Here is a 22,682-nt window from a genome sequence, read left to right as displayed (position 1 = left end):
TTTACCCACAATAATACATAATGTTGTAAGCGCTTTATCTAAACACTCATAAAATATAGTTTTAAGCTTTGATTAACTCTTTAATTTCGCTTTAAAAAGAAACGTAAAACTAAAAAGAAAAAACTTAAAATAATTCCTAAAAATGTACCTGCAATACAAATAATTGCTCTTCTTGGTTTAAATTTTTCTTCTGGGATTATTGCAGGATCAATAGTCTTAAATACATATTCATCACGCACATTAGCAAACATGATAGTTTTAGTTTGCTCCTCAACTAAGTTATAAAGGATACTTCTAATATCTGATACTTTTGTTTTTTCTAGTTGTTCAGTTAAAAATTGAGTACTTTTAATGGCCTCAGTTACATCACGTTGCTTCACTTCAATATTTATATCTTCTATTAGCCATTTAACCCATTGCTGGGCTATTACAGGTGAAATATGCTCAACAGAAAATGTAATAGTGGAGCTTTCTGCTTCCGAAGTGGCTATAACTATTTTAGAAAATACTTTATAGGCTTCTTGCATTGATGGTTTAGCACGCTTTGGAGCCTTTACTTCTCGAATCCACTTATCTTCAGAAGGTAGATATAAATCTTCGTTATATGATATTGAATTATTCGATATATCCCAACTTTCAGCTGCCATTAAATCAGGTAATATTTCGTGTTTTTCTATAAAGTTACTAGTGAATTTACGTGATTTAAGTATCTCAAGTGCTAATTGAGTTTTATCATCACTGCCACCACCAATATCAACCCCAGCTAACCCAGCTAAACCACCAAATTGACTAGCTAAACCAGCCAAGCCATTTGACTCTTTTGATTCTGATGCGACCAGTACTGCTTCAGCCTTATATATATTAGGTAGATTAAGTGCATAAATTACAGAAGCTACAGCAAAACAACTGGTCACTATAAATATAAGTAGCTTCCCAGCCCATATGCTCGCTATTAGCTCACGTATGTCCAACTCATCATCTTGGTTGTACGAGACATCCGTCTCATTTCCAGCCTTACCACTTTGTTTAGTCATTTCGCATTTTTCACTTAATCTATTACTGAATAAAAATATGGTTAATTTTGATCGTGTTAGCCTATATACCACTAATAGCGGCAACTGCTACACCTAGCTGATAAAGGATCTGAGTTGCGGTGCTCCAAAGTGTGAGTCTATCCATGTGGTCTGCATTCATAGGAATAACAATAGTGTCACCAGGTTCTAGCTGTTCAGCATTATTAGCTGCAAACCAGCCACCTGTATTTGGTATTTTTACCGAGCCATTCGCTTTAATTATATATATACGATCTTCTGCTGCACGCTCTTTAAGCCCGCCACTTAAGTCAATATAATCATCAACACTTACACCAGCTTTATATAAGTGCGATGTTGAATAGTTAACTTCACCAATTACGCTAATAGAGTCTCGCTTACTCGGTACATAAAGCACATCACCATCTTGTAGAACTAAATTCTGTTGATTATTTACAATTAATGGTAAATCAATGACTAAACGCCCTACGGCCTCCACACTAGCAAGATCATTTAACAGTTTATTCATCTCTTCATAAGAAAGTGTGTTGCTACTTACAGAGTTTTGGAAACTTTTCGATGCAATATCACGACGAAGCTCTGTTGAAAGACGAGCCAATTGCTGCTCTTCCTGCTTTTTAATTGAAGCACGGGTAAATACTGCAGCTTTTTTCTCTGCAAACTCAGAAAAACCACCGGCACGCTTAAGTAGTTCAGTAAGCGTTTCACCTCGGCGTATTGTGTAAGTACCCGGGAATCTAAGCTCGCCTTTTAATTCTACTTTTACGTTTTCTTGCCAGTTTGGTATTGCGAATACGTTTATGCTGTCTTTGCTTTGTAGTCTGATGTTACTTTGTAAATCACCTTTCATTGCACTTTCAAGGTCAAGTCTTAAGTGCTCAATTTTAGATGCATCACTTGCTACTATGCGTGTGATTTCAGCTTGTTTTACATAAGCAGATTCAAGCAATCCACCCGCTGCTGTTATTAAGTGTTTTACCTCGCCACCAACCATTAATGGGTAAACACCTGGGAAAGTTACATTGCCATTAATCTCGACTAACTGCATCGCTTGCTTCACTGATGCTTGCTGCTTAAATTTAGCGATAATTGGTGCAAGTAAGTTATGACGACTAAATAGTGCGTAGTCTTCAGCTTTTAATTCTTGTTCTGTAGCTTCTTTGGCTTTGCGTTTAGAAATTTCAGCAATCGTTAGTATTTTGTTGTCTTCAAGAGCAAGTTCTTCCTCTTCTTGATTAATACCAATATATTTTTCGAACTCTTTTTGCTCAAATTTATGCCACTGCTCAGCTTTTTGTTGCTGTTCTTGCTGCTCTTGGCTAAGAGCCATATTTGCTAATGCAGATAACTCAGCTTCTTTTTCTTCAAAACGACTAAATATGACTATTTTGTCGTTGCTTTGAAGCTGTAAGTTATTTTCTGGATTTTTGATAATAGCTTGGGCTACATCAAACTGATGCGCTTCAATATCGCCATTAATATTGATTTCACGGATTACTAGTCCGTAGCTTAAATCGGCTTGCGGAAGTAAATCACCTCGCACTGATTTAAGGATATCTGAAATACGCTTACCTTCATGCCATTGATAATTACCAGGGCGAGCAGCAGCACCGATTAAGCTAACTGAATTTTGATATTGAGAGCTAACTGAATTAAAACGAATGCGATCGCCATCTTGCGGAATATAGTTAATTTGAGGTTTTGAAAAATCTACTGAGAGTACTTCTTTACGGTCGAAGTTAAAGCGCTCTACAATTGCGCTCTTAGCGTACGCATTTGGTTTAAGACCTCCAGCCATAGCTAGTAATTGTTTGGCAGACTCACCTTTTTTAAGTTCAAATATAGCAGGGCGTTTAACCGCGCCTTCAACTCTGACTTGAGCACCAACCGATGGTATAAATACAGCATCACCAGGTTTTAGTACTATGTCATTGCTGCTATCGCCATTAATAAGTAGGTCATATAGATCGAAGTTTGCAACTACTTTGCCTGCTCGCTTAACTTTAATATTACGAAGAGAAGCAATATCAGAAACACCACCACTTACAAATAGTGCGTGCGATACAGTTGTTAAAGAGGACACGCTATAACTACCAGGTTTGTATGCTTCACCTAATACCAATATACGCATACTACGAAGTTGACCAAGCGATACAAAGGCTTTTACCCCTATCACTTCTTGTTCTACTTTTGCTTTCACTAACTCTTTAATTTCTGCAAAAGTTAAACCCGCGATCTCAACAGGGCTTAAATCAGGGATACTTAAGCGCCCTTCACGATCAACTATGACTTCATAGCTATTACTTTCTTTCCCATATAAGTTGATTTTTAATTGATCGCCAGGACCTACAATATATGTGTCGGGAACTGCCGCGTTTTCATTTGGCATAAATGTTGTTGGCTCACCAGCAAACAGCTCGTAACCATATGGTTTTAATTCATCTGTCTTAGGCTTAAAACGTTCTTCGTCTGTAAGCTCTTCTTTTTCTGGCTCTGTGCGCTCACCAATACTCTTTTGTTGCTCTGTACTATTTTGATTATTAGATTGGTTTGTACCAGTGATAGTTGAAATATCAACACCGTACTGCTCAGCTAGAGCTTCTTGCTGGGCTTTGGGTAATTTTTTAAATTGCTCTATTTGAGACGCTGTTGGCGTAAAAGCCAAAGTACTAAAACTACAAAGTAGAATAAAAGCACTAATAAATTGTGTAAAAACTTTCACGAGTAGGTATATCCCTAGGTCTACAACCAAAATTGGCCGTTATAATACCTTAATTTTAAGCAAATAAAAAAGGGACTTTCGTCCCTTTTGTCACTTTAGTGTAATTAACTTAACTACATTGGTTAAAAACTATAAACCAACGTGAATGACGTTTCAGTGTCAGTGCTTTCTTTGTCGTCAGCAACGTCTGAGTTGTTGGTAACATTAAAAGCAACTTTCATTTGTAGCGATCCGTTTATTTTTGCAAGTAATGCAGTTTCTGAACGAGTTTTAGTGTTTGTATCACCATATTCAACAGCGACTAATTGAGTAAAACGTGCATTCTCAGAAATTTGCCAGTTGTAATCTAATTTACCTAAGGCAATTACTTCACCTTCAAATTCACCAGCTAATGAATTACCGTTGTCATCAATTTCAGAGCTGTCATCTGGGTATTCAAAGTATTTATAACCAGGACCGACTTCAGCACTTAGCCACATGGTTTTTTCGTTTAGTAAACGTAAACCGTAACCAGCAGAAACTACTGACTCACTTCTATACGCTCCAAAATAATCTGAAACATGTGAACCATAAATGAATAAATGAGAATGATCTTCATTTAATTTATAATTACCTTGCGCAGAAATAGAGTACTTTTCATTTGTACGCTGTTTGTTTTTGTCACCGTTAGCATCTTCAACTTCATCTTCTTTATAGATGCCATCTAGCTTGTATTCATTGTTCCAGTTTTCAAGATTGTGCTGAACTTTAATACCACCTTTAAGCGTGGTCGTTTCTGTATTACCACTAGTGACAATAGCACCAAGCTCACTGGTAACTTCCCACGTTTTTTGTTCTGTGTCTAAGTCTGCAGCAAATGCGTTAGTTGCAGCAGAGGCTGCAACTAAAATTGATAAAAGCTTTAATTTCATTAAAAAATAACCTTTGTATAAATGTGTATCTATTTTATTAAACCGCTACTTGTTAGAGCAAGCAAAACAACTCATTAATTACATTAAAATTTTCATGCAGAAAATTCCACATGAAAATTTTATATTTTTGAGTTGCTTTACTACTGCAACAATTAAGACGAGCTTTAATTAAATAGGTATTTAAAATTAGTCTTGCTTGTGAAAATGAACATCCATTTGTGGAAACGGGATATTAATATTAGCTTCGTCTAATGCAATTTTAATGTTTTCCATTAGAGACCAGTATGTTGGCCAGTAATCAGCAGCGTTAACCCAAGGGCGAACAACAAAGTTTACGCTAGAATCACCTAACTCATTTACAGCTACAGTATAAGCTGGATCTTTAAGTATGCGTGTTTCTGCATCTAATACAGACTTCAATACTTCTTTAGCTTGACGTAAATCAGCATCATAACCAACACCAATAACTAAGTCGATACGACGAGTAGACTCTCGCGAGAAGTTTGTAATAGCACCTGACATTATTTGAGAGTTAGGTACGATGATTACTTTGTTATCAGGAGTACGTAGTTCAGTTGAGAAAATTTCGATTTTTTTAACAGTACCCATTTTATTACCTGCTTCAACAAAGTCACCAGACTTGAATGGGCGCAGTAAAATAATAAGTACGCCTGACGCAAAGTTAGATAATGAACCTTGTAATGCTAAACCAACAGCTAAGCCTGCAGCACCTAAAATAGCAATGAATGACGTTGTTTCAATGCCAATTTGCGAAAGCGCCATTAAAATGGTTACTGCGAACACAAGAGTAAACACGATACTAGCAACAAAAGATCCAACTGCCTTATCTACTTTCTTCTTAGCAAAACCTTTTTCGGTTAAGTTAGAACAAAACTTAGCAACACGACTACCAATTAAAAAGATAACAAGCGCAATAGCAGCTTGTATACCGTAGTGTAAGATTAGGCCTGAGTTATCGTTAAGCCAATTAAGTACTGAATCCATATTTACTCCAAATGTTTTTTATTAAGCGTTTTCGGACATTATTATACATTAATTTACAATTTATTCTCATGAAATAATGAATTAATACTATTAAGCATAACTTAATTCGATTTTTTAGATGTGATTCTGTGCCAAATATACAGCTTGGTATGGATAAATATTAATTGCCCAACGCTGATTACATTTGCATAGTTAAAATTATTTTAATTTATTTCACTTTTGGGCTTCACAACATTTAATATTTTATGTATTATGCGCGCCACACCAAACAAGGTGTGTGTAGTGGCGGTTGTAGCTCAGTTGGTAGAGCCCCGGATTGTGATTCCGGTTGTCGCGGGTTCAAGCCCCGTCAATCGCCCCACTTTTTCTTAAAAAATATTATTTTAATATTTTCAAAAAACATACCTAGCAAACTTCTTAATATTTTACTTCTTTCTAGTAATTCTTTAGCGATTTAAACTTCCTTTAAATACTTTTATACCCTTTGTTCAGAATAAATTATTTGTTTCCGTATACTCTATATCCATTAAAATTAATAAGAGCCTCTACACTTCATTTTATATCAATTACATTGCTATGTTAGCGCATAAGCCAAAGCCTTCTAAAATAAAAATTGCGTAGTTCAAACCCATTCTAAACAAGCTCTAGTCTTGATGATCCCAAGATCGAATTCGCTATATTAAGCTCTATAGAAGTTGCTTTAAACTTTTTTACTTTTTTCTTAATTAGCCCTATGAACAAAGCTACAATCGTGAGTGCCCACAAGTTGAGCCTTTACGAAGTAATACGATAAGACCAGCGTTTTATTTGTGGGCGGGGCTTTATGCCGCGCTTTTATGTTTGAGCTTATGTTTTATTTGCGCGAGGTAAACCTTCGCATATGATTTATAATAGATTATAAAAAATGCCACCTTAAATAAGGTGGCATTTACACACGGGGTTATTTCTACTTATAGAAATACTTTTACTTTTTATTTGTTTTTTTATGTTGTTTTATTAACAAAAAATATGTTCCCAAAGGTAGCATTTAGCGCTTTGGGTAGCAACAGTAAAAGGTAAAGTTCATATATCTGCCATATTAGCGTCATAAAAAAGCGCGAAGTAAATTCGCGCTCGTATACTTAACTGCCGTTATATTTTAATACACACATATTTTTCTTCTAGGTATTCATCCAGACCCTGGTGCCCACCTTCGCGCCCTAAGCCTGATTGCTTAACACCACCAAATGGCGCTACTGGATTTGATATAACACCTTCATTTACGCCCACCATACCAAATTCAAGCCCTTCACTAATTCGGTAGACTTGTTTAATGTTTTGGCTGTAAAAATAAGCCGCTAGACCAAATGGTACATCGTTAGCAAGTGCAAGCACTTCACTTTCTTCATCAAAAGGAATAACCGTTAACACTGGACCAAATACCTCTTCGTGGTAAATATCCATTTCTGTGGTTACATTGTTTACTATTAATGGATTTTGAAAGCTGCCACCTAAGTCACTATTATCGCCAATCAGCGTCGCGCCTTTATCGAGTGCATCTTGTACTAACTGTTGTACTTTTTCTTTGGCTTTAGGGTAAATAAGCGGACCAATATCAACATCGTCTTCAAAACCATTTGCCACTTTTAATGCTGCAACCTTAGGCGTGATTTTTGACAGTACTTTATCGAGAATATTACGTTGTATAAAAATACGGTTTGCAGCAACACATGCCTGCCCACTATTTCTAAATTTAGCCGCCATTAGCCCTTCAACAGCTTCATCTAAATCGGCATTATCAAAAATAATAAAAGGTGCATTACCGCCAAGTTCCATCGAGGTGCGTTTAATTGTGTCTGCACATTGCGATAACAACTGCTTACCTACACCGGTAGAACCGGTAAATGTAAACTTACGCACGACTTCTGAGTCAGTCAGCATTTTACCTACTGTTTTGGCATCTTGAGAAACCAATACATTAAATGCACCTTTAACAAAACCAGCTTGGTCGGCTAGATGAGCAAGTGCGATAGCGCATAGTGGCGTATGTTCAGAAGGTTTAAGTACAAAGCTACAGCCCGCGGCGTAGGCTGGAGCTACTTTTCGAGTAACCATAGCAACAGGAAAGTTCCACGGCGTAATACCAGCTACAACACCGACAGGCTGCTTAAAGCTAGTTAAACGATGCGAGTCATCTGTTGGCGGAATAACATCTCCGTAACTACGCTTTGCTTCTTCTGCAAACCATTTGATAAAACCTGCACCGTAATCAATCTCACCAAGGGATTCTTTGAGTGGTTTACCTTGCTCTTTGGTCATTAGCTCTGCAAGTGTTTGCTTGTGCTTTATAACTAGGTCATACCAGCGCATCAACGTTTCGCTTCGCTCAGTGGCATTTGTCGTTTTTAACTTAACAAAAGCCCCTTGAGCCGCGGTTATTGCGCTATTTACACCCTGCTCGTCAATATCGCTTACTTCAACAATACTTTTTTCGGTAGCGGGATCGTTAACGCTAAAGCGCGTATCAGTTTTATAAAATTCGCCGTTAATAAATGAGTCAGAAAAAATAAGATTACTCAAAATAAACCTCCAAAATTACGTTTTAAGGTGTTAGCTTTTAATGCGTGGCATAGAGCCAAGGCTAACATTTTAGGATCTTTGCTTACGTGAGAAGCGCAGCTTCTATATTTATAACCTAGAGTTAAAACACATAACGCCAGCAAGCTTTGCTTGCCTACAAAATAACTTACGAGCTTTGCTCGTCACGCCTACAATTCACAAACAAAAAAGCCGCTGTATCAAACAGCGGCTTTTAAAAGTATATCGTTAAAAACTAATGCTCTTCATTAACGATATTGAGATTGTACTTAGGTATTTCAACCACTAGGTCTTCATCTCTTATAATTGCTTGGCAACCAAGGCGTGACTCAGGCTCTAAGCCCCATGCTTTATCTAGCATGTCGTCTTCTAGCTCATCACTCTCTTCAAGTGAGTCAAATCCTTCACGAATTACTAAATGACACGTAGTACATGCACACGATTTTTCACAAGCATGCGCAATGCTAATACCATTTTTAAGCGCAGCGTCGAGTACCGTTTGACCTGTAGGAGCTTCAATTGCAGCGCCGTCAGGACATAATTCAGGATGTGGAAGAAAAACAATTTGTGGCATTCTAATCTCTCTTAAATGTTGTCTACTGACTGCCCTGTAAGGGCCTTTTTAATTGATGCATCCATTCTACGCGATGCAAAGTCGCTACTCGCATTATCGACTTTTTCGATAGCTGCTTTAATTTCGCCAGGCTCTTGTGCATTTTCGCGCACTTTTACCAGTTCTGCAATTTCAGCGCGTAAGTTAGCTAGTTGCATATCATCAAGTAATGCACCATCGGCTTCAAGTGATGCATTAAGCGCTTCTATAACACGCAACGCTTCTACTTGTTGCTCTTTAAGCATACGTGCTTGCATGTCGCCTTTAGCATTGCTCATCGACTCTTTTAGCATGTTAGCTACTTGGTCATCAGATAAACCAAACGAAGGCTTAACCTGAATTTCAGCTTGTACACCTGTTGATTTTTCCATAGCTGAAACACTTAATAGACCATCAGCATCAACTTTAAAGGTTACACGAATATGTGCAGCGCCTGCCGCCATTGGTGGAATACCTTTTAAGCTAAACTTAGCAAGCGATCGACAATCATCAACAAGCTCACGCTCACCTTGTAGCACATGTAATGACATGGCTGTTTGACCGTCTTTAAACGTCGTAAATTCTTGTGCGCGTGCTACCGGAATCGTTGTATTGCGCGGAATGATTTTTTCAACCAAACCGCCCATCGTTTCAAGGCCTAGCGATAACGGTAATACATCAAGCAACAGCATGTCAGAATCGGGCTTATTGCCAATTAATACGTCGGCTTGAAGTGCAGCACCCAAGGCTACAACACGATCAGGATCGATTGAAGTTAGCGGCTCTTTATCAAAAAAGCTTTGTACTTGGCTACGTACCAGTGGCATACGGGTTGAACCGCCTACCATAATAACTTGCAGCACTTCTTCGTTTTCAATGCCTGCATCTTTTACAGCACGGCGACACGAGCGCAGCGTCTTTTTAATTAATGGCATAGCCATTTCATCAAACGTTTCGCGCGTTACTTCAACGGTATATTTTTGATCGTCAAACTCAAGACCTACGTTTACTTTAGCGTATTGGCTTAATGCTTCTTTACACGCTTTTGCTTTATTGATGAATAAACGTAAAACTGAAGGTGATAATGCTGACACACCTGTTTGCTGCTTAAAGTAATCAACAAGTAGTGAGTCAAAGTCATCGCCGCCAAGGCTTGAGTCGCCGCCCGTTGCCATTACTTCAAACACACCTTGGTGTAATCTAAGTACTGATATATCGAACGTACCACCGCCTAAATCGTAAACAGCAATAATACCTTCTTGACCTGAATCTAAACCATAAGCAACCGCTGCTGCTGTTGGCTCATTTAATAAACGTAGTACGTTAATACCTGCAAGTTCTGCGGCATCTTTAGTACTTTGGCGCTGAGCGTCATCAAAGTACGCAGGTACTGTGATTACAGCCCCTAAAATTTCTTGGTTGCCAAAACTTTGCTCAGCTCGCGCTTTTAATGCAGCTAAAATATGGCTTGATGCTTTAATTGGACTAATTTTACCTGCCGCAGTTTCTATTGCTAGTGCACCATCGTGCTCACAAAATTCATACGGTAGCTGACCATAACTTTGCTCTATTTCAGCCTGAGTTTTACCTAAAAAACGCTTAACCGAAATAAGTGTGTTAGCAGGGTCTTGCGTTGCTGCTTGTGCAGCCTCTGCGCCAACAGTAATACCGCCAGCTTGATAACGAACAACCGACGGTAACATAGCCGCGCCAAGATCATCAGTTAACGTGCGGGCTTCGCCACTTTGCACTGTTGCAACTAATGAATTGGTTGTACCAAGATCAATACCTATCGCTAGTTTATGTTCATGTGGTGCCGCGCTTTGCCCCGGCTCAGCAATTTGCAATAATGCCATAATGCTCTTTAAACTCGTGTTGCTCGCTTTGCAGCAAGTAATTAATCGTCAAATAAACTGTCTTCAATACGTTCTAGTTCTTCACGTAACTTATAAACAAACTTCAGTTTACGAATATTATCCGCGGCAAGTTGATATTGCTGCTCATCGTTACTTGCTAATTGCTCAGCAAGTTGTGCACTGTATTGCGTGTTTAATTGCTTAATTTGTTTTTCAAAATTTGCAATGGCGGTATCAGGATCGCTAGCTGATGTTAGCTCTTCAAGCTCTTCGCGAAGTTCCATTTGCTGCATTAAAAACATTGGATCTTGCAAGGTTTGCTGCTCTGCACGAATATCAACGCCTAGCTCGCTCAACATATATTCGGCACGTTTTACTGGGTGCTTTAATGTTTGTAGCGCATCGTTAATTTCGGCGGTGCTTTGCACAGCCATTAACTTATCGCGGCTGCTCGCATTAGCGTGGCGATCGGGATGTACAGTACGCTGTAATTCCAAGTAGTGCTTGTTAACCGTTGCTAAATCAATATTGTAATCAACGGGGACTGCAAATAATTCAAAGTAACGCATAACTTCAACCAATAATATTCAGAAATAACAAAGCCCTACATTTACTGGCAGGGCTTATTTATACTACAAAGATATTTAAAGCTTAAACGGTAAAGCTTTCGCCACAACCACACTCATCTGCTTGATTCGGGTTATTAAATTTAAACCCTTCATTTAAGCCTTCTTTAGTGTAGTCGAGCTCTGTGCCGTCGATGTAAACTAAGCTTTTAGCGTCAACAATTAATGTGACGCCTTTAGCCGCAAAAGTTTCATCGTCTTCGTTTAAATCGTCAACAAACTCAAGTACATAAGCAAGACCTGAACAGCCCGTCGTTTTAATGCCAACGCGCAGGCCTAAACCTTTACCGCGGTTTGCTAAAAATGATTGTACGCGGTTTGCTGCCGCATCTGTCAATGTCACTGCCATGAGTTTCTCTTCTTACTTCGCTTGTTTGCTTTTGTAGTCTGCAATTGCTGCTTGAATTGCGTCTTCGGCTAAAATTGAACAGTGAATTTTCACTGGTGGCAACTCAAGCTCTGCACTGATATCAGTGTTTTTAATGGTCGCTGCTTCGTCTAGCGTTTTGCCTTTAACCCACTCTGTTACAAGTGAAGAAGAAGCAATTGCACTACCACAACCGTATGTTTTGAATTTTGCATCTTCAATAACGCCTTCAGACGATACTTTGATTTGCAATTTCATTACGTCACCACATGCTGGTGCGCCTACCATACCCGTTGCCACTGACGGATCATTTTTATCTAAAACACCTACATTACGTGGGTTTTCTACGTGGTCGATTACTTTATCACTATAAGCCATTATTCTATCCTCATTACCTGCTAGGGTATGTGCTCACACTATTAGTGGTGAGCCCATTCAACTGAATCTAAATCAATACCTTCTTGATGCATCTCCCAAAGTGGAGACATCTCACGTAGGCGACCGATAGAGTTTTTCATTAATTCGACGGTGTAATCAATCTCTTCTTCGGTAGTAAAGCGACCAATACTAAAACGAATTGAGCTATGTGCTAATTCGTCGTTACGGCCAAGTGCACGTAATACATAAGAAGGCTCTAAGCTTGCAGATGTACAGGCTGAACCTGACGATACTGCAATGTCTTTTACTGCCATAAGTAACGACTCACCTTCAACAAAGTTAAAGCTGATATTTACAATGCCAGGTACTGATTGGTCTTGTGTGCCGTTAAAGTATACTTCGTCCATATCAGCCATAATGCCGTCAATTAAACGATTACGTAAGGCGCTGATGTGTGCGTGATCTTTTTCGAAATCTTGCTTAGCAATTTTAAACGCAGTACCCATACCCACTAATTGGTGAGTTGCTAGTGTACCAGAGCGCATGCCGCGTTCATGTCCGCCACCGTGCATTTGCGCTTCAAGGCGAGCACGTGGTTTACGACGAACGTAAAGTGCACCAACACCTTTAGGGCCATACACTTTATGTGCAGAGAACGACATAAAATCAACTTTAAGCTGTTGCACGTCGATTAATACTTTGCCCGCGCTTTGCGCTGCATCTACGTGGAACATAATTTTACGTTCGCGACACATTTCGCCAATAGTCGCGATATCTTGAATTACACCTAGCTCGTTATTAACGTGCATGATGCTTACAAGTACTGTGTCGTCACGCATTGTGTCGGCAAGTTTTTGTAAATCAAGTAGGCCGTTTTCTTCAACGTCCATGTAAGTTACTTCAAAACCTTGGCGCTCAAGCTCACGACATGTGTCGATTACAGCTTTATGCTCAGTTTTAGCGGTAATAACGTGCTTACCTTTTTTCTTGTAAAACTGTGCTGCACCTTTAATAGCAAGGTTATTTGATTCTGTTGCACCCGATGTGAAAACAATTTCACGTGGGTCTGCATTAATTAAATCAGCAATATCTGTACGCGCTTGGTCAACAGCTTCTTCTGCTTGCCAACCAAAACGGTGTGAGCGTGACGCAGGATTACCAAACTTACCGTCCATTGTCAGGCACTGCATCATTTCTTTAGCAACACGTTCATCAACAGGCGTGGTCGCTGCGTAATCTAAATAAATCGGTAACTTCATTTCTCTCTCCGCTGCAGGTCAACCTTAAAGTTGACAGCTTACTTGAATGTTTTCCAACTGCTTAATTGCATTATTGATACTGTTATCTTGGCGAGATGCTATTTCTTTCACATCTGATTTTTCCACCAATTCAGCAAGGGTAATATTATTCAAAAATTCTTCTATGCGTGCGCTTAAGTCTGACCACAAATTATGTGTTAAACAACGCATACCACTCTGACAGCCGGTATCGGCACCTTGGCAACGTGTTGCATCGACCGATTCGTCTACGGCGCTAATAATATCGCCAACAGAGATAACGCCCGCTTCACGCCCTAGTAAATAACCACCACCAGGTCCACGAACAGAACTTACTAGGCCATTTTTACGTAAACGAGCAAATAATTGTTCAAGGTAAGACAAAGAAATTTCTTGTCTTTGTGAAATATCAGCAAGGGCTACAGGACCTACACCTGTGTGTAGTGCAACATCCAGCATAGCTGTAACGGCATATCTGCCTTTTGATGTTAACTTCATAACGCCCCCTGCACAAAAGAGTGCAAATTTTAATTACCAGAGTAAATTAGTCAAGTATTATCACTTGATAAAAATTTGATTTATAAACTCTTACTTTTTAAATAGTAGAGTTAACAAACTTTCAATACTTGACCTCTTTGGTCAAGTATTACAGCCATTGTAATTACCTGAGTATTTTAGTCAAGTATTAGCTGGTTATTTACCTATTGGTTTTTATAACTAATAGCTATACCTAAGTTACTTAGGGATAGACTTATTAATTGAAGTGAGAATACCGCGTAAAATATTCATTTCGGCCTCTTCAGGGTGAGCTCGGTTAAACAAACGGCGCAATTTAGTCATAACTAAACCAGGGTGTTGCTTAATGATAAAACCGGTTTTGAAAAGCGTCTCTTCAAGGTGATCATAAAACAGCTCTGTTTGCTTTGAGCTTGGGTAAACAGCATCGTCTTCTTCAACCTTTTTAGGTTGTTGATTTAAAAACGCCATACGTGTTTCGTAACTAAGTGTTTGTACGGCCATAGCTAAATTAAGCGAGCTGTACTCTGGATTAGCAGGAATACATACATGGTAATTACAAAGTTGTAATTCTTCATTAGTTAAACCACTGTTTTCACGACCAAATACTAGCGCTACAGGACCATTTACGGCTTCAGCAACAAGCTTTTCACCACATTCACGTGGTTCAACCATTGGCCACGAAAGCGTACGAGAACGCGCACTTGTGCCAATTGTTAATGTACAGTCAGCGATAGCTTCTTCAACAGTACCTACAATAACTGCATTGCCTAAAATATCAGTTGCGCCTGCAGCTAATGCACTTGCTTGGCTATCTATTTCACAAGCAGGATCAACTAAATAAAGTTTTGATAAACCCATGGTTTTCATGGCGCGAGCCGCCGAACCAATATTGCCCGAATGTGACGTGTTAACTAAAACAATGCGAATATCATCTAAGATCATTACTGTGCTACTTTGCTATGCCAAAAAATTGCGCAAATTCTAACATGAAAATGTAATAAGATCCTAGATTCAAAAGGCTAGATCCTATGATCAAACCCAATATAACGATTCTTACATGGGGAAATTCTAGGGATACGCCACCAATTTGTTTTGTTGCTTAAACCATTGCCGCTTTTACATAAACATCAAAACGGTTCTTTTTGGTTTTAATCTGCATACTTGGGGTTTTTTCATTTAAGAAAGGGGCGTAATCAGGGCGTTTTACAACGACACGCTTACTGGCCAGTGGATAGGCAAAATCAAGTAAGTCGTCAGCATCGTTATCTGCACCAACTAGCTCTTGAAACACGCGCATTTCTTTTTTAACTAATGCTGATTTTTCACGATGCGGGAACATAGGATCTAAATAAACAACATCAGGCATACTTTCACATTGCTCAAGTAGAGTGTGGCTTGAACCAAATATTAGGCTCATGTTTTCTTTCATCCACACACCGATTTCAATATCGCTGTAGGCTCGTTTTAAACCATCGTATAAAAGGGCTGCAACAACCGGATGACGTTCATGTAATATGACTTTACACCCTAGCGAGGCAAGTACAAAGCCGTCTCGCCCTAAGCCTGCGGTAGCATCAAGTACAACAGGCGTTGCACCTTTGTTTAAGCCAACCGCTTTGGCAATAGCTTGCCCTTTACCACCACCAAACTTGCGCCTATGGGCGGCAGCACCGGTTACAAAATCAACATTAATTGCACCTAGTTTAGGCTCGTCGGTTTTAAATAGGCTTAACCCTTTATCATCGTAATGTAAGCTAAAGCCACTGCAATTTTGCGCCCATTGGGCTAAACCAAAGCGTGTTTCTAATTCATTTAAATAAGGACGTAACTCTTTAAAAGCACACTGAATAACCACAATAAACTCCGACGATAAAATACGCCTGTAGTATATCAACCGCTTTACTTTAAAGCACTAAAATAGCTCTATATCACTGTGATGATTCGTATTAACTTTTGCGGCTTCTGATTTAGTGCGTAAATTAGATATAAGTTCATTGCGGCTTTCGGCAACTTGTTTAAGCTGATATTTGATAAAGGCTAAATCGCTATTAGCCGATACAAATAACTGCATTGTTTGATCTAATTGAGATATATATAAGGTGAGATCTGCAGAATTTGCCTGTGTTTGCTGTTGCTTAACAGCGCAGTCAAGTTCATGTAACTGCTCTATAAATACTTTAGTACTTTTGTTTTGCTCTACATTTTGAGTAGTTAACTGCTTAACAATATCTTGAAGGGCTGTACTTATTTGAGCTGCCTGCTCATAACTGCTTTCGCTTCTTTCCATGGTAACAACCTTCTCGTTGGTTACTTCTAGTATATGCGGGAACAGATCTTTGTAGCGCCCGTACAAAGCATCATTATCAACCGGCATATTTTTTATCAAAAGGGATACTTTGGGGTAATTAATAATAGTACTACTACCAATATCAACAAATCGTTGAGCTTGTCTGTGTTGCTCAAGCAGCTCTTGCTCTAACGGGCACACACCGCTTTGCTGACTATAAAAAACACCTTTTCCTTGATACCAAAACACCACCACAACATCTAAATTTAAAGGCGCAAAAAAGGTAAAAAAGTGTTCACTCAACGATTGAAAGTTATTAGCGTGATAACTTTGCCCAACGTAGCGCATTATACGCCCCATATCGCCCGACTCTGTCATTGCTATTTCTGCTGTTTTATTCGCTTTTACTATATCCAGTTTTAGTTTTGTGCATTTTTGCCTATATTCGTAAAGTACCTTTATTCGCGCTATTAACTCTTCTGCATTAAAAGGTTTTGTAATGTAATCGGATGCGCCAACGCTATAACCTTTTACACGATCGCTTAGCTCTATTTTAGATGAGAGAAACATAACGGGAATATCTTGAGTATTTTGACTCTGCTTTATCGTTTTACATACGTCATAACCTGACATACCTGGCATTTCAATATCGAGTAAAATAATATCTGGGTTGTATTTATTGGTTAGCCTTAATCCTTCATCGCCATCTTTTGCATGAATTATTTTACAAAACCCTGCTAAAGACTCTTCAATTATATGATGAACATACTTGTCGTCATCAATTGCCAATACCAACTTTGCCATGCCTTAATCCATTTTAATAGGTGTGCTAAAAGCATAGTACGGTAGGATGAAATTACTAAAAATTATTAGATAATAATTTACAAATAATAAAAAAGCGCCATTTAGGCGCTTTAATTTGGTTTGTGCTAAATATTAGCTTTTTAAGCTGCAATACCGCTGTGGCGTAGTAACGCGTCAACATTAGGCTCACGACCACGGAACTTTTTAAATAATTCCATTGGCTCTTCACTGCCGCCTTTTTCTAAAATATTTTGCATGAAGGCTTGTCCGGTTTGTGGGTTAAAAATACCTTCTTCTTCAAATTTAGAATAAGCATCAGCAGAGAGAACTTCAGCCCATTTATATGAGTAATAACCAGCGCTGTAACCGCCTGCAAAAATGTGGCTAAAGCCATGCTGAAAACGGTTAAAATCAGGTGGATTAACGACTGAGGTACGGCTGCGCACGTCGTTTAGTACTGCTTGAATTTGACACTCTTCACCCGCTTTATAATCATTGTGGATTTTAAAGTCGAATAATGAGAACTCAATCTGACGTAGCATTTGCATGCCTGAGTTATAGTTTTTAGCCGCTAGTAGCTTATCAAGTAGCTCTTTAGGTAACGGCTCGCCCGTTTCATAATGACCTGAAATAAAGCTCAGAGCTTCTTCTTCATAACACCAGTTTTCTAAAAACTGACTAGGAAGCTCTACCGCATCCCACGCTACACCATTAATGCCCGCAACAGGGGCAGCATCAACTTGTGTAAGCATATGGTGAATACCATGACCAAACTCATGAAATAACGTAGTTACTTCGTCATGAGTAAACAATGCCGGTTTATCGCCAACCGCTTTATTAAAGTTACACACTAAATAAGCCACTGGAGTTTGTAGTTCGCCGTTAGCACGTACTTTACGACCCATACAGTCGTCCATCCACGCTCCACCGCGTTTACGGTCGCGTGCATATAAATCGAGATAAAAACGTCCGCGTAGAGTATTGCTACTATCTACAATTTCAAAAAAACGTACATCTTTGTGATAAGTATCAAAGTCAGTAACTTCTTTTACGCTAATACCAAATAAGCGGTTAACGGTTTCAAATAAGCCACTTAATACTTTATTTGCTGGGAAGTAAGGACGCAGTACTTCATCTGAAATAGCGTACTTTTCTTGCTTAAGTTTTTCGCTGTAGTAACCAAAATCCCATGCCTGTAATTCAGAAATACCATGTTTTTGCTCAGCATAGGCTTTTAACTCTGCCACCTCTTGCTCTGCTTGTGGTTTTGATTTAGCCGCTAGGTCTTCTAAAAACGAGAATACTTGCGCCGGTGTTTCGGCCATTTTAGTTGCCAGTGACTTTTCAGCGTAGCTGTTGAATCCTAGTAATTGTGCAAGTTCATGGCGAAGCGCAAGCTCCTCACTCATGATGTCAGAGTTATCAAATTCACCGGCGTTAGGGCCTTGATCTGATGCGCGCGTAGAAAACGCGGTGTAAGTTTCTCTGCGTAATTCGCGGTTATCTGCATAAGTCATAATTGGTAAATACGATGGGAAATCAAGTGTAAATACCCAACCGTCTAACTCTTTACTTTTTGCCGTATCGGCTGCAAGTGCAAGAGCCGATTCTGGCAAGCCAGCTAAGTCGCTTTTATCAGTAATATGTTTGTGCCAAGCAAGTGTGGCATCCATTACGTTGTTGCCAAATTTTGAGGCAAGTTCTGATAAACGCGCGCTAATCTCACCGTAGCGTTTTTGATCTTCTGCTGATAATGCAATACCCGATAATTTAAAATCACGTAGCGCATTAGTAATTGTTTTTTGCTGTGCTGTAGTCAGCGTTTTAAATTCGTCACTGTTATAAAGCGTATTATACGCGTTGTATAAACCTTGGTGCTGACCTATGAATGTTGAATATTCAGATATTAACGGTAAGCACTGCTCGTAAGCTTCGCGTAATTCGTCGTTATTCATTACTGAATTTAAATGCGATACAGGGGAGAACATGCGTGATAATTTATCGTCAGCTTCTTCAAGGGGTAATACTAAGTCATCCCACGTATACGAGCCTTTAGCTAACACGTCATCAATGGCTTTACGACAAAGCTCGATACCGTCTTTTAATGCTGGTACTACGTACTCAGGCTTTATTTTTGAAAATGGTGGTAAGCCTTCAAGGCCAATTAATGGGTTGCTCATAAATACTCTCTTTGCGTTAATGCATTACGTTTTAAATTGGGTCTAAAAGTAAAAAAACAACTCTTATCTAATCGGTAAATGGCGCTTACTTTGCCTAATGAAATCTAAAGCGGGCTCTCTTACGTATTCCTCAAACTGTGATTTATGGTCGTTAAACCAGTCTCTATTATTGTTTTTATCAAGCTGAGCAAGAAATTCGAATGTTTTTTTACTAAACATAGGTCACCTAAACACTCTTTATTTTTAAAACTTAATGTTATGCTAATACGCATAAAACTCAACGCCTAAGGACATAAAATGACACAACACTTTGATTATATTGCAATCGGTGGTGGCAGTGGTGGTATTGCCTCTGCAAATAGAGCGGCAATGCGTGGCGCTAAAGTAGCACTTATAGAAGCAAAACACATGGGCGGCACGTGTGTAAACGTAGGCTGCGTACCTAAAAAAGTAATGTGGCACGGTGCTCAGGTTGCTGAAGCAATTAATTTATATGCCCCAGATTACGGCTTTAATGTTGAAGTTAAAGACTTTGATTGGAGCAAGTTAGTAGAAAGCCGTGAAGCCTACATAGGCCGAATTCATAAAGGTTACGACAGTGGCCTTGCTAGCAATGGCGTTACTGTAATTAAAGGTTTTGCAAAATTTGTAGATAATAAAACAGTTGAAGTAAACGGCGAGCACTACACAGCCGACCACATATTAATTGCAGTAGGTGGTCGCCCAAGCATTCCGCATATTGAAGGTGCTGAACACGGTATCGATTCAAATGGCTTTTTTGAATTAAAAGAGCAACCTAAACGCGTTGCAGTAATAGGCGCGGGCTACATAGCTGTAGAACTTGCTGGTGTATTACATGGTTTAGGTACTGAGACACATTTATTTGTACGTAAGCATTCTCCACTTCGTAACTTTGACCCATACATAGTTGAAACACTTGTTGATGTTATGGCTGCTGAAGGCCCTACTCTTCATACAGAATCTGTACCTCATAAATTGGTAAAAGAAGATGACGGCTCTGTAACGCTACATTTAGATAACGGCAAAACTCATAATGTTGACCAAGTAATTTGGGCAATTGGCCGCCAGCCAACAACAGACGCAATTAATGTAGCCGCTGCCGGCGTAGAAGTTAACAGCGATGGTTTTGTTAAAGTTGATGAGTTTCAAAATACCACAGCTAAAAACGTTTATGCTGTTGGTGATATTATCGAAAACGGTATTGAACTTACGCCTGTAGCAGTTAAAGCAGGGCGTACTTTATCAGAGCGTTTATTTAATAAAGAACTACCTGATGATTTAAAAATGGATTACAGCCTAGTTCCTACTGTTGTATTTAGTCACCCACCAATTGGTACTATTGGTCTTACTGAGCAAGAAGCAATTTCTCAGTATGGCGAAGAAAACGTTAAGATTTACCAATCTGGTTTTACGGCTATGTACACAGCGGTGACTAAGCATCGCCAGCCTTGTAAAATGAAGCTTGTATGTGCCGGCCCAGACGAAAAAGTAGTTGGCCTACATGGTATTGGTTTTGCGGTTGATGAAATGATTCAAGGTTTTGCAGTTGCCATGAAAATGGGCGCTACTAAAGCTGATTTTGATGCCGTTGTAGCTCTTCACCCGACTGGCTCGGAAGAATTTGTAACGATGCGCTAGGCTTTAAACTCTAAGAGCTCAATTATAAAAGCCCTTGCTAAGTAAACAGTAAGGGCTTTTTTAATATTTATTATATTGTTCACAGCCAACGTTACATCAAAAACCTTTATTAAACATTAAATTAAATTTATAGGCCTTATTTTTAACACGAAGGTCATTAGACAGATAAAAACATTAAAAGTTTAAATTTTGTTTTGGCTTTAAAGCATTTTAACGATTAGAATCCGCGCATTTATAGTTTCTCTTGGTTATTTATGTTTTTACTGCGATCTTTTATTTATTTATTATGCTTAGCGGGTGTTGCTTATTTAATTCAACTTGAAGGCTTTGAGTTAAAACAGGATGCACTCTACAGTGAAGAAACGCTCACTGAACATATGCAAGATGTTTTAACTTTTTTAAGCTGTATTTTATTTTTTTATGCTTCGCGAATTAATCTTCAACTTAAAATACCGGCTGTATTACTAGCTGCGTTATCGGCAATGATGTTTGTAAGAGAGTTTGATACCTACCTCGACTTATACTTTTTTGATGGCGCTTGGCAAAGTATTGTCTATTCAATTTTAGCTGGCGTGTTTGTTTATTTAATAACGAACAGAGGAAGTATTTTTAACTCTTTAAAAGCCTATAGCCTCACTCCCAGTTATGGCATTTGCCTATCAGGCATGGTTACTTTACTCGCATTTTCGCGAATGATGGGCAAAGGCGCATTTTGGCATTCAGTAATGGGTGATGATTATGTACGTGCAGTAAAAAACATTGTTGAAGAGGGTATAGAAACGCTTGGCTATACTTTGATTTTTATTTCAGCCATTGAGCTTGTACTCATATGCCGAAAAAGAATGGCTAAAAATCACAACCATTGCACTGATGAAGTAACTCAATAGCGTCGCTCCATTTTTATTGGTTATTTTTTCACTAAATTTGCTAATTGGTTTAATAAATCAATATACTGAGCCTGTTTTTATCACTCGCGTTTAATTGGATACTATGACTAAAGATATATTGCTGCATCCGTTTCTTCTTTCAATTGTAATGATCACAATTGCTTTTGTACTGAAAGTGCTTGTTGATAAGCTAGCTAAAAGTCGCGCAGAAAAAAAAGAAAAAGACATTCGTTACATCGCACACAATATTAAGCACTTTATTAATTTTGTAATGATAATATCGCTGCTATTTGTGTGGTCTACTGAAATTCAAAACTTTGCACTTTCTATTGCTGCTTTTGCTGTGGCCATTGTGCTTGCAACGCGTGAGTTTATTCAGTGTGTAATAGGCTTTTTTTATCTCGTAACAACTCGCCCGTTTAGAGTCGGTGATTGGATACAAGTAGGTGATTACTTTGGTGAAGTAGCTGAAACGGATTGGATAAAAACAACCATGCATGAAATTGATATACATACTTATCAATTTTCTAGAAAAACGATATACATACCTAATAATAAGCTGATTACCAGCTCTATTAAAAACTTAAACTTTGTAAAACGCTTTGTTACGCATCATTTTATTATTGTCCGAAGAGAGAGCCTTAACCCTTACCCTATTCACGACACACTCACTGAGCAAGCTAAACTGTACTGCGAAGAGTTTCAAGAAGTAGCTAGCCGTTATAATTCGATGATTGAGCGCAAACTCGATGCAAAAATATCTGGCCCAGAACCGGTAATTCACTTTGGTACAACAGAGCTAGGTGAGTTTAAAGCAAGCTTTACGCTATTTTGCCCTACAGAAAAAGCGCTTGAAATAGAGCATAAATTAACAGAGTGCTTTTTTGCGTTATGGTACAAAGAGGCTGAAAAAAATAAAGAGGATGAAGGAGAAGTATAAACCTCACCTTCATTAAAACAAAAAGCGCGAACTCACTTCGCGC

At 38.8% G+C, this 22,682-nt stretch carries 20 protein-coding genes and 1 tRNA gene; 4 read left to right on the top strand and 17 right to left on the bottom strand.

What is annotated here, in order from left to right; translation table 11 throughout:
- Positions 1–80: 80 nt before the first annotated feature.
- From EU510_RS10140 to EU510_RS10125, 4 genes are all read right to left on the bottom strand, one after another.
- Positions 81–1,034, bottom strand: coding sequence for a Wzz/FepE/Etk N-terminal domain-containing protein (locus tag EU510_RS10140; RefSeq protein WP_149593402.1), 954 nt, complete (start codon positions 1,032–1,034; stop codon positions 81–83).
- A 61-nt stretch (positions 1,035–1,095) separates the two neighbouring features.
- On the bottom strand, positions 1,096–3,774 hold the full coding sequence (locus tag EU510_RS10135; RefSeq protein ID WP_149593401.1) for an SLBB domain-containing protein: 2,679 nt from the start codon (positions 3,772–3,774) through the stop codon (positions 1,096–1,098).
- Positions 3,775–3,896: 122 nt separating this feature from the next.
- Complete coding sequence (locus EU510_RS10130) at positions 3,897–4,685, bottom strand: YdiY family protein (protein WP_149593400.1); 789 nt, start codon at positions 4,683–4,685, stop codon at positions 3,897–3,899.
- A gap of 186 nt (positions 4,686–4,871) precedes the next feature.
- Complete coding sequence (locus EU510_RS10125; RefSeq protein WP_149593399.1) at positions 4,872–5,690, bottom strand: mechanosensitive ion channel family protein; 819 nt, start codon at positions 5,688–5,690, stop codon at positions 4,872–4,874.
- 285 nt (positions 5,691–5,975) lie between these two features.
- Between EU510_RS10125 and EU510_RS10120 the strand changes: the two genes are divergently transcribed.
- Positions 5,976–6,051: transfer RNA gene (locus tag EU510_RS10120), tRNA-His, on the top strand.
- A 770-nt stretch (positions 6,052–6,821) separates the two neighbouring features.
- On the opposite strand, the gene EU510_RS10115 is transcribed toward EU510_RS10120, so the two are convergent.
- From EU510_RS10115 to EU510_RS10055, 13 genes are all read right to left on the bottom strand, one after another.
- Positions 6,822–8,249, bottom strand: coding sequence for an NAD-dependent succinate-semialdehyde dehydrogenase (locus EU510_RS10115; protein WP_149593398.1), 1,428 nt, complete (start codon positions 8,247–8,249; stop codon positions 6,822–6,824).
- A gap of 253 nt (positions 8,250–8,502) precedes the next feature.
- Positions 8,503–8,841: an ISC system 2Fe-2S type ferredoxin gene (gene fdx / locus EU510_RS10110; protein ID WP_002958430.1), complete on the bottom strand. Its 339-nt coding sequence runs from the start codon at positions 8,839–8,841 to the stop codon at positions 8,503–8,505.
- An 11-nt stretch (positions 8,842–8,852) separates the two neighbouring features.
- On the bottom strand, positions 8,853–10,715 hold the full coding sequence (gene hscA, locus EU510_RS10105; protein ID WP_149593397.1) for a Fe-S protein assembly chaperone HscA: 1,863 nt from the start codon (positions 10,713–10,715) through the stop codon (positions 8,853–8,855).
- Between the two features lie 41 nt (positions 10,716–10,756).
- Positions 10,757–11,284: a co-chaperone HscB gene (gene hscB / locus EU510_RS10100; RefSeq protein WP_149593396.1), complete on the bottom strand. Its 528-nt coding sequence runs from the start codon at positions 11,282–11,284 to the stop codon at positions 10,757–10,759.
- An 82-nt stretch (positions 11,285–11,366) separates the two neighbouring features.
- Positions 11,367–11,690: an iron-sulfur cluster assembly protein IscA gene (gene iscA / locus EU510_RS10095; RefSeq protein ID WP_002958427.1), complete on the bottom strand. Its 324-nt coding sequence runs from the start codon at positions 11,688–11,690 to the stop codon at positions 11,367–11,369.
- Positions 11,691–11,702: 12 nt separating this feature from the next.
- On the bottom strand, positions 11,703–12,086 hold the full coding sequence (gene iscU / locus EU510_RS10090; RefSeq protein ID WP_055016627.1) for a Fe-S cluster assembly scaffold IscU: 384 nt from the start codon (positions 12,084–12,086) through the stop codon (positions 11,703–11,705).
- Between the two features lie 41 nt (positions 12,087–12,127).
- Positions 12,128–13,345: an IscS subfamily cysteine desulfurase gene (locus tag EU510_RS10085; protein WP_002958425.1), complete on the bottom strand. Its 1,218-nt coding sequence runs from the start codon at positions 13,343–13,345 to the stop codon at positions 12,128–12,130.
- Between the two features lie 24 nt (positions 13,346–13,369).
- Entirely contained in the window at positions 13,370–13,861 is a 492-nt protein-coding gene (gene iscR / locus EU510_RS10080) for a Fe-S cluster assembly transcriptional regulator IscR (RefSeq protein WP_002958424.1), read from the bottom strand.
- Positions 13,862–14,098: 237 nt separating this feature from the next.
- Positions 14,099–14,824: a tRNA (cytosine(32)/uridine(32)-2'-O)-methyltransferase TrmJ gene (gene trmJ, locus EU510_RS10075; RefSeq protein WP_149593395.1), complete on the bottom strand. Its 726-nt coding sequence runs from the start codon at positions 14,822–14,824 to the stop codon at positions 14,099–14,101.
- Positions 14,825–14,981: 157 nt separating this feature from the next.
- Positions 14,982–15,737, bottom strand: a complete 756-nt coding sequence (locus tag EU510_RS10070; RefSeq protein ID WP_149593394.1) for a class I SAM-dependent methyltransferase — start codon at positions 15,735–15,737, stop codon at positions 14,982–14,984.
- Positions 15,738–15,794: 57 nt separating this feature from the next.
- Entirely contained in the window at positions 15,795–16,973 is a 1,179-nt protein-coding gene (locus EU510_RS10065) for a response regulator transcription factor (protein WP_149593393.1), read from the bottom strand.
- 140 nt (positions 16,974–17,113) lie between these two features.
- Entirely contained in the window at positions 17,114–19,153 is a 2,040-nt protein-coding gene (prlC, locus tag EU510_RS10060; RefSeq protein WP_149593392.1) for an oligopeptidase A, read from the bottom strand.
- Between the two features lie 63 nt (positions 19,154–19,216).
- A complete protein-coding gene (locus tag EU510_RS10055) occupies positions 19,217–19,372 on the bottom strand; it encodes a DUF2461 family protein (RefSeq protein ID WP_262501218.1) in 156 nt (51 codons plus the stop codon).
- A 78-nt stretch (positions 19,373–19,450) separates the two neighbouring features.
- Here EU510_RS10055 and gorA point away from each other — a divergent pair, with 78 nt between their 5' ends.
- The 3 genes from gorA to EU510_RS10040 all read left to right on the top strand — a co-directional run bounded on the left by gorA (position 19,451) and on the right by EU510_RS10040 (position 22,639).
- A complete protein-coding gene (gene gorA / locus EU510_RS10050; RefSeq protein WP_149593391.1) occupies positions 19,451–20,812 on the top strand; it encodes a glutathione-disulfide reductase in 1,362 nt (453 codons plus the stop codon).
- A gap of 254 nt (positions 20,813–21,066) precedes the next feature.
- Positions 21,067–21,699, top strand: coding sequence for a hypothetical protein (locus EU510_RS10045; RefSeq protein ID WP_149593390.1), 633 nt, complete (start codon positions 21,067–21,069; stop codon positions 21,697–21,699).
- A 103-nt stretch (positions 21,700–21,802) separates the two neighbouring features.
- Entirely contained in the window at positions 21,803–22,639 is an 837-nt protein-coding gene (locus EU510_RS10040; RefSeq protein WP_149593389.1) for a mechanosensitive ion channel family protein, read from the top strand.
- Positions 22,640–22,682 lie beyond the last annotated feature (43 nt).

It is taken from the genome of Pseudoalteromonas sp. FUC4 (assembly GCF_008370255.1).
Lineage (GTDB): Bacteria > Pseudomonadota > Gammaproteobacteria > Enterobacterales > Alteromonadaceae > Pseudoalteromonas.
This window is presented reverse-complemented; position numbering and strand designations above follow the sequence as displayed.

Excerpts from the sequence above, each read along its gene's own strand:
- hscB (WP_149593396.1), bottom strand. The coding sequence starts at position 11,284 with ATGCGTTACTTTGAATTATTTGCAGTCCCCGTTGATTACAATATTGAT.
- gorA (WP_149593391.1), top strand. The coding sequence starts at position 19,451 with ATGACACAACACTTTGATTATATTGCAATCGGTGGTGGCAGTGGTGGT.
- iscU (WP_055016627.1), bottom strand. The coding sequence starts at position 12,086 with ATGGCTTATAGTGATAAAGTAATCGACCACGTAGAAAACCCACGTAAT.
- EU510_RS10045 (WP_149593390.1), top strand. The coding sequence starts at position 21,067 with ATGTTTTTACTGCGATCTTTTATTTATTTATTATGCTTAGCGGGTGTT.
- EU510_RS10065 (WP_149593393.1), bottom strand. The coding sequence starts at position 16,973 with ATGGCAAAGTTGGTATTGGCAATTGATGACGACAAGTATGTTCATCAT.
- prlC (WP_149593392.1), bottom strand. The coding sequence starts at position 19,153 with ATGAGCAACCCATTAATTGGCCTTGAAGGCTTACCACCATTTTCAAAA.
- EU510_RS10125 (WP_149593399.1), bottom strand. The coding sequence starts at position 5,690 with ATGGATTCAGTACTTAATTGGCTTAACGATAACTCAGGCCTAATCTTA.
- hscA (WP_149593397.1), bottom strand. The coding sequence starts at position 10,715 with ATGGCATTATTGCAAATTGCTGAGCCGGGGCAAAGCGCGGCACCACAT.
- EU510_RS10085 (WP_002958425.1), bottom strand. The coding sequence starts at position 13,345 with ATGAAGTTACCGATTTATTTAGATTACGCAGCGACCACGCCTGTTGAT.
- iscR (WP_002958424.1), bottom strand. The coding sequence starts at position 13,861 with ATGAAGTTAACATCAAAAGGCAGATATGCCGTTACAGCTATGCTGGAT.
- EU510_RS10140 (WP_149593402.1), bottom strand. The coding sequence starts at position 1,034 with ATGACTAAACAAAGTGGTAAGGCTGGAAATGAGACGGATGTCTCGTAC.
- EU510_RS10130 (WP_149593400.1), bottom strand. The coding sequence starts at position 4,685 with ATGAAATTAAAGCTTTTATCAATTTTAGTTGCAGCCTCTGCTGCAACT.
- fdx (WP_002958430.1), bottom strand. The coding sequence starts at position 8,841 with ATGCCACAAATTGTTTTTCTTCCACATCCTGAATTATGTCCTGACGGC.
- trmJ (WP_149593395.1), bottom strand. The coding sequence starts at position 14,824 with ATGATCTTAGATGATATTCGCATTGTTTTAGTTAACACGTCACATTCG.
- EU510_RS10040 (WP_149593389.1), top strand. The coding sequence starts at position 21,803 with ATGACTAAAGATATATTGCTGCATCCGTTTCTTCTTTCAATTGTAATG.
- EU510_RS10055 (WP_262501218.1), bottom strand. The coding sequence starts at position 19,372 with ATGTTTAGTAAAAAAACATTCGAATTTCTTGCTCAGCTTGATAAAAAC.
- iscA (WP_002958427.1), bottom strand. The coding sequence starts at position 11,690 with ATGGCAGTGACATTGACAGATGCGGCAGCAAACCGCGTACAATCATTT.